The sequence below is a fragment of the Caldovatus sediminis genome, assembly GCF_014644455.1.
Classification (GTDB): Bacteria; Pseudomonadota; Alphaproteobacteria; order Acetobacterales; family Acetobacteraceae; genus Caldovatus; species Caldovatus sediminis.
The window spans coordinates 354,799-364,442 of record NZ_BMKS01000005.1 but is presented as its reverse complement, the minus strand read 5'-3'; the positions used below and the strand labels follow the sequence as shown (position 1 = coordinate 364,442).

Below are 9,644 nucleotides of genomic sequence, written 5' to 3'. Positions count from 1 at the left end.
GAGGAGTCGCGGGAAGGCGTCCGCGCCTTCAACGAGAAGCGCAGGCCCGAATTCCGCAGGTACCAGAGGAGGTAGGGGTGGCCGCCGCCATGGCCGGCACTGCCTTGACGGAGGAACAGCGCGCCTTCCAGGAGACGGCGCGGCGCTTCGCCCGCGAGCGCATCGCGCCCGGCTACATGGCGCGCGAGCGCGACGGCCGGCTGGATCGCGCGCTGGTGCGGGAGATGGGCGCGCTCGGCCTGATCGGCGCCGACCTGCCGGAGCGCCACGGCGGCCTTGGCGCACCGAGCGTCACCGCGGGGCTGGCGATCGAGGCGGTGGCCTACGGCGACATCAACCTCGCCTACGTGCCGCTGCTCGCCTCGCTCAACGGGCAGATCGTCGCGCGGCACGGCTCGCCCGAGCTGGCCGGCCGCTGGATCCCGCGCATCGTCTCGGGCGAGGCGCTGTTCTGCCTCGCCCTCACCGAGCCGCGCGGCGGCTCGGACGCGGCGAACCTGGCGCTGTCCGCCCGCCGCGACGGCGGGTCCTACGTGCTGAACGGCGAGAAGTCCTCGGTCAGCATGGCCGACCAGGCCGACGTGGCGGTGGTCTTCGCCCGCACCGGCCCGCCAGGGAGCGGGGCGCGCGGCGTCTCCGCCTTCCTGGTGCCGATGGACACGCCGGGCGTCACCGTCACGCGGTTCAACGACCTCGGCGGCCACGCGATCGGCCGCGGCTCGATCTTCTTCGACGAGGTGCGGGTCCCGGCGGAGAACCGCCTGGCCGAGGAGGGCATGGGCTTCGCGCAGGTGATGCAGGGCTTCGACTACAGCCGGGCGCTGATCGGGCTGCAGTGCTGCGCCGCGGCGCAGGCCTCGCTGGACGAGAGCTGGGCCTACGTCCGCGAGCGCCAGGCCTTCGGCGCCCCGATCGCGCAGTACCAGGGCGTCACCTTCCCGCTCGCCGAGGGGGAGGGGCTGGTCGCCGCGGTGCGGCAGCTCTGCTACCACACGCTGCGGCTGCGCGACGAGGGCGCGCCACACACCGCCGAGGCCGCCATGTGCAAATGGCTCGGACCGAAGACGGCGGTGGAAGTGATCCACCAGTGCCTGCTGACGCACGGCCATTACGGCTTCTCGCTCGACCTGCCGCACCAGCAGCGGCTGCGCGACGTGATGGGCCTCGAGATCGGCGACGGCACGGCGCAGATCATGAAGCTGATCGTGGCGCGCGAGCGGGCGGGCAGGCTGGCGGTGCAGCACGCCAAGCGGGACCGGACGTAGGGGGCGTCCAAGACGCCCGGAGGAGCGGGAGGAAACGGCATGGAGTTCGAGCGGAACCGGCTGCTGGCGCGGCGGCAGGCGATGCGGGCGGCGCAGCATTGGCGCGACGAGACCCTCCTCGACCACCTGGCGCGCGCCGTCGCGCGGGTGCCCGACAAGCCGGCGATCGTCGCCCGGCGCTCCGAGACCGGCGAGGAGGTGCGGATCAGCTACCGCGAGCTCGATCGGCTCTCGGATCTGGTGGCGCTGTCGCTGCGCGAGCGCGGCGTCGGGCGCGGCGAGGTGGTGTCCTTCCAGCTTCCCAACTGGTGGGAGTTCCCCGTCCTCCATCTCGCCTGCCTGAAGATCGGCGCCGTCAGCAACCCGCTGATGGTCATCTTCCGCGAGCGCGAGCTCGGCTTCATGCTGGGACTGGCGGAGGCGAAGGTGCTGGTGGTGCCGGCGCGCTTCCGCGGCTTCGACTACCCGGCGATGGTGGCGGACCTTCGCTCCCGCCTGCCGACGCTGCGTCACGTCTTCGTCGCCGGCGGCGAGGGCGAGACGGCGTTCGACGCGCTGCTCGCCCCGCGGTCCGGCGAGGGGGCGCGGGCCTCGCTGCGGGGCCTGGGCGCCGGGCCGGACGACGTGATCCAGCTCCTCTACACCAGCGGAACGACCGGCGAGCCGAAGGGGGTGATGCACACCTCCAACACCATGCTGTCGAATCTCGCGCCCTTCGCCGGGCGCCTCGGCCTCGGCGAAGACGACGTGATCCACATGCCCTCGCCGCTCGCCCACCAGCTCGGCTTCATGTACGGCCTCGTGCTGCCGGTGATGCTCGGCGCCACCGCGGTGCTGCAGGACGTCTTCACGGCCGAGGAGATGGCGCGCCAGATCCGCGCGGAGGGCGCCACCTTCACCATGGGGGCGACGCCCTTCCTCAACGACCTGACCGAGCACGTCGCGCGCACCGGCCAGGGCACGCCGAGCCTGCGCGTCTTCGTCTCGGCCGGTGCGCCCATCCCGCGCGCGCTGGTGGCGAAGGCGCGCCAGACGCTCGGCGCCGCCATCGTCTCGGCCTGGGGCATGTCCGAGAACGGGGCGGTCACCACCACGCGCCCGGACGATCCGGAGGAGAAGACGACCGCGACCGACGGCTGCCCCCTGCCGGGGATGGAGCTGCGCGTCGTCGACGCCGCGGGGCGCGCCGTGCCCGTCGGCGAGGAGGGACGGCTGCAGGTGCGGGGCTGCTCCAACTTCGTCGGCTACCTGAAGCGACCGGACCTCGACACCACCGATGCCGAGGGCTGGTTCGACACCGGCGACCTCGCGCGCATGGACGCCGACGGCTACATCCGGATCGCCGGCCGGACCAAGGACATCATCATCCGCGGCGGCGAGAACATCCCGGTGGTCGAGGTCGAGGGTCTGCTGTTCCGGCACCCGGCGGTCGCCGAGGTCGCCATCGTCGGCTACCCCGACGCGCGGCTCGGCGAGCGCGCCTGCGCCTTCGTCCGGCTGCGGGAGGGCGCCTCGCTCTCCTTCGCGGAGATGGTCGCGCACCTCGAGGCGCAGCGGATGGCCCGGCAGTACATACCGGAGCGGCTGGAGATCGTGGAGGAGCTGCCGCGGACCCCCAGCGGCAAGATCCAGAAATTCCGGCTCCGCGAGATGGCGCGGGAAGGCGGGCCTTCCGGCCGCGGCGGGTGAGGCCCGGCGGCGCCACCGCCGCACGGCCGAGGACGAGGCACGGCGGCGCGCCGCCGCACCAGCGGGACCGGTCCGGTGATGCCGCCCGGGCTCGGCGGTGCCGCGCGCGCCGCTTCCCGCCTCAGGACCTCCGCGGATTGGGGAGCGAGCGCGGCTCCGGCAGGTATTCGACCGTCGGCACCGTGCGCACCGGCTGCGGATAGAGCGTCATCAGCTCCAGCACCTCCTGCGGCATCTCGGTGGAGACGCGCAGGCCCAGGGCCTGCGCCTCGGTCGGCGAGATCGGGTAGTCGTGGGTCCACTCGCCGCGGCTCAACCGGCCCGCCAGTTCCTCCGCGCGGTCCTGGGGCATGTGCTCGGCCAGGAACTCGGTCACCGCGGCCTGCACCTGGGCGATCGCCTTGCGCCCGACATCGGCGAGGATCAGTGTCTGGTCGTCCAGCTCCGCGACCGGCTTCTGCTCGGCCGCGCGCAGGATGGAGGCCGCCGGCAGGCCGTTGAGCTGCGGGTCCACCGGACCGAGCACCGCGTGCGGGCTCATCACGATCTCGTCGGCCGCGAGCGCGATCAGCGTCCCGCCCGACATGGCGAAGTGGGGCACGAACACCGTCGTCCTCGCCTTGCGCCGCTTCAGCGCCCGCGCGATCTGCAGGGAGGCGAGCACCAGCCCGCCCGGCGTGTGCAGCACGAGGTCGAGCGGCACTTCCGGGTCGGTGAGCTGGACGGCGCGCATCACCTCCTCGGAGTCGTTGATGTCGATGTAGCGCATCACCGGGAAGCCCAGCAGGCGCATCGTCTCCTGCCGGTGCACCAGCAGGATCACGCGCGAGCCGCGCCTGCGCTCGATCTCGGCGATCTTGCGCTGGCGCATCGCCGCCAGCAGCCGCTGCTGGAGCACCGGCTGCAGCGAGGACACGATCAGGAAGATCCAGAACAGGTCGGTGAGGTTCATCGGGCGGACCTTCGGGCGCTGTCACCTCTGGCCGTGCGGGCCGAAGCCCAGCACGCCCTCGTCGGCATAGAGCGGCCGGCGGCGGGGCGCCGGCCGGCGCAGCAGGGGCACGAGGAGGAGGCCCGCCAGGAAGCCGCCGATATGCGCCCACCAGGCGACGCCGCCCTCGCCGGGCAGTAGCGCCGCCGCGGTGCCCTGCAGGAGCTGCAGCGCGAACCAGACGGCGACGTAGGTCATGGCCGGTACGGGGAAGAACACGGGCAGGAACAGCACCGGCACCATCAGGATCAGCCAGGCGCGCGGGAACAGCCGCGCATAGGCGCCGAGCACGCCGGCGATGGCCCCGGAGGCGCCGACGGCGGGGACGGCGGAATGCGCGTTCACCACGGCATGGGCGAGCCCGGCGGCGAGGCCGCAGGCGAGGTAGAAGGCGAGATAGCGGAGATGGCCGAGACGGTCCTCCACCGCGGCGCCGAACAGCCAGAGCGTCCACATGTTGAGCAGGAGATGCGCCCAGCCCCCGTGCAGGAACATGTGGGTCAGGACGGGCAGCCAGTCGTCCGGCGGCAGCCCCGCCGCCAGCGCCCAGGCGGGATCGGCGTAGCGGGCCGGCACCAGGCCGTAGAGCCGCACGAAGGCCTCCGCCGCGCGCGGCGGCAGCGAGACCTGGAACAGGAACACGGCGACGCAGACGCCGATCAGCGCCCAGGTGACGAACGCCGGCTCGCGCACCGCGACCGAATCGCGAACGGGAATCATCGCGGGTCTCGAGCCGCCATCGGGATCCCTTCGTCTCCCTCCACCGGTCCGGGACGGGCGCGGTGTCCTGCCGCCGACCGCCGTCGTCGCGGGGGGCGGAATCCTATTCGAATGGACAAGGATTTGACAGAGGGGCTGCCGGCCGGTGCCGCTTCGGCCGCGAACGGCGCCGGGGGCGGCCGGGGATGCGGCCGGCGGCGGGCCTTGGCACGACGCCATCCCATCGCATCTAGAAAACAGGAAGCGACGCGACCATCAGCGACCGGCGACACGGAGCCCGCACCGCCATGGCCCGCGTACGGCGACAGCACAGGAGCGCCTCATGACGCCCGACCAGATGCAGGCGAGCCGGGACGCGGCGAGCATTCCCGCCCCGCCGCCCCCCGAGCCGGAGGGCGCCGCGCGACGCTGGCCTGAGACGAGAGCCACGAGCCTGCGCAAGACTCGCGAGGCCTGGCCGGACCTGTCGGCGTACGAGCGGTTCGAGCAGGTGGCGGTGCTGGTGATCAGCGCGCTGGTCTCGGTGGTGATCGCCGCGGCGCTGGTCCACCTCGCCGTCAACATCGTGCTGCTGGTGCTCTACAACCTCGCCGACCCGGCCGACCAGGCGGTGTTCCAGGCCGTGTTCGGCATGGTGATGACGGTGCTGATCGCGCTCGAGTTCAACCACACGATCCTGGGCGTGCTGCAGCGCCGGCACGGCATCGTGCAGCTCCGCACGGTGCTGCTGATCGCCCTGCTCGCCCTGGTGCGCAAATTCGTCATCCTCGACGCCGCCCACACCGCGCCCCTGACCATCATCGGCCTTGCCGCGTCGGTGCTCGCGCTCGGCGCCGTGTACTGGCTGGTGCGCGACCAGGACCAGCGCGAGGCCGAGGCCGCACGCGGCGCGGGCGGCGCAGGCGCATGATGCCGGGGCGCCGACCGGCGACGCACGGCGCGTCCCCGGACCCGGCCGCGCTGCGGCCGGCGCCCGGCACGCCGGACGCCGCGTACCGGCCGCCGCTGCTGCCCGGCACCGCGACGCCGGCGACCTCGCCGCTCCCGTCGGTGCGCATCCGCCGCCTGGCGCGGTCGGTCCTGCAGTCCGGGCGCGGCCGCGACCGCTGGGTCCTCGAGTTCCGGCACGGCGCGCGACCCTTCGTGGATCCGCTCATGGGCTGGCTGGGCGGCGCCGACCCGCTCGCGCCGCTCCGCCTCGAATTCCCCGACGCGGAGAGCGCGGTCGCCTTCGCCGAGCGACAGGGCTGGCGCTACGAGGTCGAGGCGCCGCCGCCGCGGCGGGTCCGCTACAGGAGCTACGCCGACCAGCTCCGCTACGACCTCGCCGAGGCGATCGGGAAGGTGGCGCCGTGGCGCGCCGACACCGCGCCGCCGGCCGCCGCGGGCGTCCGGCCGGACGCGGTCGAAGAGGCGAGCCGCGAATCCTTTCCCGCCAGCGATCCGCCCGGCTGGACCGGGCTTCGGCTCGGCGGCCACGCCGCCCCCGGCGGCGCCGGCGACACCGGCAAGGAGCCGGAGACGGGCTGACCGCCGGAGCCGTCGGCACGCGGCCGGCCCCGCTCTCCCGCCCCGCCGCCCCAGGACCAGCACCGAGAGCACGCGACCGGAGATCCCGCATGGACGACACGACACCCCGCATGGCGGAACGCTTCCGCTGGAACATCGTCACCCGGGAGGTCCACGGCCATCCGCTGCTGCGGCAACGCCTGCGTCGCGCCATCGCGCGGCTCGAGCGGCACCTGCAGGCCTTCCCGCCCGACGCCGTGCACCTGCAGATCCGGCTGGATGGCGAGGCGCAGCCGGAGCGGATCACGGCGGCGCTGACCCTGCGCCTGCCCTCCAACATCCTGCATGCCGAGAAGGCGCACGCGGACGCCGCCCGGGCGGTCAGGGAGGCGGTGGGCGTGCTGGAGCGCCGACTCGAGTCGCTGAAGGAGCGGCTGCGCCGCGAGCCCGCCTGGAAGCGCAAGGCGCGCCGCGCGCGTGTCGCCTTCGCGGCGGAGCCGCTGCCGTCCGGCGCCGGACCCGAAGCCGCCGGCGAGATCGAGCGGAGCCTGTTCGAGATGCATCGTCCGGGGCTGGCGCGCTACGCCCGCCGGCTGCTCGGCCGCACCGCGCCTTCCCTCCCGGCCGAGGCGGCGGAGGCCGAGGTCAGGAGCCTGATCGGCGAGGCTGCCGACAAGCTGCCGGCGCTGCTGGCGGAAAAGCCCGCGCGGATGAGCGAGCGCGCCTGGCATTACCGGCTGGTGCGCGAGGCGGTCCAGGCGAGGCTGCGCCGGGCGCTCGCGGCGCCGGCTGCCGCGCCGCCGACGCCGCCGACGCCGCCGGCGGCGCCGGTGGAGCAAGATCGCGTGCGGCAGGCGCTGGTGGCCGCCCTCGACACGGCCCTGGCGGGACTGCCCGAGGCGGAGCGCGAGATCTTCGACCTCCACTTCCACGAGGGATTCGCGCCCGACGAGGTGGCGATGATCGTCGGGCGGCCGCCCGCCGAGGTGCGGCGGACGATCGAGCAGCTCTCGGACCGCCTGCACGAGGCGCTGCGGCACGAGGAGGCGACCGCCGCCGCGGCGGCCGGCACGGCCTCGTGAACAGGCGGCGCGATTGACGTATGTCAAGTGTCGGGGGCGGAAAGGGCATAGATTGCGGCCCACCACCCGTTCCGCTGCGGCGCCGCACGGTGCCGCGCACGCCTGATCCCTTTTACCGGCAGGAGGAACCGCGATGTTCTACACCACGCCCGGCTCCGGCTGGCTCGATCCGCTGCGCGAGATGGAGCGGATGCGCCAGGAGATGGACCGCCTGTTCGGCGAACTGATGCCCACGCTGCGGCGCGAATTCCCGCCGATGAACATCTGGGCGGGGGAAAACGGCGTGGTGGTGACCGCGCAGGTCCCGGGCGTGCGGCCGGACGATCTCGAGATCACGGTGCACGAGAACACGCTGACGCTGAAGGGCCGGCGCGAGCCCGACCCGCAGGCCGCGGCCCAGGACGTCGCCTACCACCGGCAGGAGCGCAGCTACGGCGGCTTCGCGCGCACGGTGGCGCTGCCCTTCCGCGTGGATCCGGAGAAGGTGAACGCGCGCTTCGACAACGGCATCCTCACCATGGAACTGCCGCGCCCCGAGGCCGACAAGCCGCGCCGCATCCAGGTGAGGAAGGCCTGAGGCAGGGAGAGCCGAACCATGTCCGAGCAGACCGCCGCCGCCACCCCGGCCCAGACCCAGCCCGAGACGACGCGGAAGGTTCCGCTCCGCTCGCCGGTGACCGACATCTACGAGACGCGGGACGCGCTGGTCCTGCTGATGGAGATGCCGGGCGTTGACGCGAACGACGTCGAGATCGCGGTGGACAACCGCGTGCTGACCGTGACCGGCCGCAGCTCGGCGAAGGCGCCGCCCGGCTGCACCCTGGTGCACGCCGAATACCGCGACGCCGACTACCAGCGCGCCTTCACCCTCTCCGACGCCGTGGACCCGTCGCGGATCGACGCCGTGGCGGCGGACGGCGTGCTGCGGCTGACGGTGCCGAAGGCGGCGCCCGAGCCGGCGCGCCGGATCGCGGTGCGCCGGGCTTGAGCGGCGCCGGAGGAGCGCACCGTGGCGCGCCGGGACATCGTGCCGTTGCCGGCGGAGGGCCATGACGTGCTCCTCCCCAGGCCGCCGGACCTCGCCGGCGGCCTGGAGGCGGCGCTCGCGGAGATGCGGCGCCGCCTGGCGGAGATCGAGGCCCTGGCCGCTGCCGGCCCGCCGGGCTTCCGCTTCGCGGTCGAGGAGGACCGGGACGGCAACCTCACCCTCCGCGCCGAGCTGCCCGGCGTCGAGGAGGAGGACATCGACGTCCTCCTCGCCGACGGCCTCCTCACCATCCGGGCCGAGCGCCGCTTCGTGGCGGCCGCCCGCGGCGACCGGCGGGAGGAGGGCTGCGCCTTGCTCGAGCATTCGGTCCTGCTGCCGCCGGGCGTGGACCGCGATCGCGCCGAGGCGACGCTGCGGAACGGGGTGCTGACGGTGGTGCTGCCGCGCCGGCAGGAGCCGCCGCCGGGCGCGCGGCGCATCCCCGTCCGCGCCGCGGAAGGGCGGCAGGACGCCCTGGCCCGCTACCGCGACGAGCTCGGCCGCCTCCGGACGCGGCTCGAAGAGCTGCGGGAGCGGGCCGGAAAGGCCGGCGAGTCCCTCGCGGAGGGACTGAAGCGGCGGCTCGCGGAGCTGGAGCGGGCTGCCGACCGGTTCGCCGATCTGCTCAAGGAGGTGGAGGCCTCCGGCGAGCGCGCCTGGTCGCGGCTGCGCAGCCGCCTGGAGGGTGGCTGGCACGAACTGGCGCAGCGGATTGCCCGCCTGCGGGACGGGGCCGGTCATGGACAGGGCAGGGACTGACGCGACCGCCCGGCGTTGTGGCCGACGCGCGGTGGGGGCTCCGGCGCCCGCCCGGCAGACCGGCATTCGCGCCCGGAAAGCGAACGGAAGGGAAGGATGACGATGCGCTCGCGCAAGCTCGAACGGTCGGAGTGGAAGCCCTATTCCGATCGCGTCTCCAAGGCCCTCGTCGGCAAACGCGCCGAGGTCGAGGTGGTGAGCCTCGACCTCGGCCGTCAGGTCCAGGCCGAGTGGTCGCCGATCTACGGCCTCACCTTCGACCCCAAGGACAACCTGTTCGAGATCGCGCTGGAGGGGCTCGATCACCTCATCCGCGCGCCGCAGGAAGTCCATGTCCTGGAGGGACCGGAAGGCCTCGAGAGCGTCGAGATCGTGGACGCGGACGGCCGGCGGCAGATCGTGCGGCTGAAGGAGCCCCTCGCGCTGCCGCCGCCGGAGAAGGCCTGAAGGGCCGGCCATGTCCGCCGCACCGCCCCCCCCCCGCGCCCGGCGGGCGAAACCGGGCCGCACGGCGCCGCGCCGCAGGGGGAGGCGCAGGAAAAGGAGGCCTTCCGCGCCCAGCTCGCGCCGCATCTCGAGGATCTCCTCTCGGCCGCGAAGCA

General features: G+C 74.0%; 11 protein-coding genes. 9 read left to right on the top strand and 2 right to left on the bottom strand.

Annotation, left to right across the window (positions count from 1 at the left end; genetic code table 11):
• The first annotated feature begins 89 nt into the window (after nt 1–89).
• On the top strand, nt 90–1,265 hold the full coding sequence (gene aliB / locus IEX99_RS11140) for a cyclohexanecarboxyl-CoA dehydrogenase (protein ID WP_188900133.1): 1,176 nt from the start codon (nt 90–92) through the stop codon (nt 1,263–1,265).
• A gap of 39 nt (nt 1,266–1,304) precedes the next feature.
• Complete coding sequence (gene aliA / locus IEX99_RS11135; protein WP_188900132.1) at nt 1,305–2,954, top strand: cyclohexanecarboxylate-CoA ligase; 1,650 nt, start codon at nt 1,305–1,307, stop codon at nt 2,952–2,954.
• Between the two features lie 121 nt (nt 2,955–3,075).
• On the opposite strand, the gene IEX99_RS11130 is transcribed toward aliA, so the two are convergent.
• Together IEX99_RS11130 and IEX99_RS11125 are read right to left on the bottom strand one after the other, a co-directional pair.
• Entirely contained in the window at nt 3,076–3,906 is an 831-nt protein-coding gene (locus IEX99_RS11130; RefSeq protein WP_188900131.1) for an SDH family Clp fold serine proteinase, read from the bottom strand.
• A gap of 21 nt (nt 3,907–3,927) precedes the next feature.
• Nucleotides 3,928–4,665, bottom strand: coding sequence for a rhomboid family intramembrane serine protease (locus IEX99_RS11125; RefSeq protein ID WP_188900130.1), 738 nt, complete (start codon nt 4,663–4,665; stop codon nt 3,928–3,930).
• Nucleotides 4,666–4,987: 322 nt separating this feature from the next.
• Here IEX99_RS11125 and IEX99_RS11120 point away from each other — a divergent pair, with 322 nt between their 5' ends.
• The 7 genes from IEX99_RS11120 (at nt 4,988) to IEX99_RS11090 (ending at nt 9,489) form a co-directional block, all read left to right on the top strand.
• The gene (locus IEX99_RS11120) at nt 4,988–5,575 is read left to right on the top strand and encodes a phosphate-starvation-inducible PsiE family protein (protein WP_229677949.1); all 588 of its coding nucleotides are present in this window, start codon (nt 4,988–4,990) and stop codon (nt 5,573–5,575) included.
• Nucleotides 5,575–6,195, top strand: coding sequence for an NADH dehydrogenase ubiquinone Fe-S protein 4 (locus IEX99_RS11115; protein ID WP_188900129.1), 621 nt, complete (start codon nt 5,575–5,577; stop codon nt 6,193–6,195). Before IEX99_RS11120 ends, IEX99_RS11115 begins: the two co-directional genes overlap by 1 nt.
• 89 nt (nt 6,196–6,284) lie before the next feature.
• Complete coding sequence (locus IEX99_RS11110) at nt 6,285–7,256, top strand: HPF/RaiA family ribosome-associated protein (protein WP_188900127.1); 972 nt, start codon at nt 6,285–6,287, stop codon at nt 7,254–7,256.
• A 133-nt stretch (nt 7,257–7,389) separates the two neighbouring features.
• Nucleotides 7,390–7,833 carry an Hsp20/alpha crystallin family protein gene (locus IEX99_RS11105; protein ID WP_188900125.1) on the top strand — a complete coding sequence of 148 codons (444 nt, stop codon included), beginning with the start codon at nt 7,390–7,392 and terminating at the stop codon, nt 7,831–7,833.
• Nucleotides 7,834–7,851: 18 nt separating this feature from the next.
• Nucleotides 7,852–8,244 carry an Hsp20/alpha crystallin family protein gene (locus IEX99_RS11100; RefSeq protein WP_188900123.1) on the top strand — a complete coding sequence of 131 codons (393 nt, stop codon included), beginning with the start codon at nt 7,852–7,854 and terminating at the stop codon, nt 8,242–8,244.
• Nucleotides 8,245–8,265: 21 nt separating this feature from the next.
• Nucleotides 8,266–9,042 carry an Hsp20/alpha crystallin family protein gene (locus IEX99_RS11095; protein WP_188900121.1) on the top strand — a complete coding sequence of 259 codons (777 nt, stop codon included), beginning with the start codon at nt 8,266–8,268 and terminating at the stop codon, nt 9,040–9,042.
• Between the two features lie 96 nt (nt 9,043–9,138).
• Entirely contained in the window at nt 9,139–9,489 is a 351-nt protein-coding gene (locus IEX99_RS11090) for a DUF5335 domain-containing protein (RefSeq protein ID WP_229677948.1), read from the top strand.
• Nucleotides 9,490–9,644 lie beyond the last annotated feature (155 nt).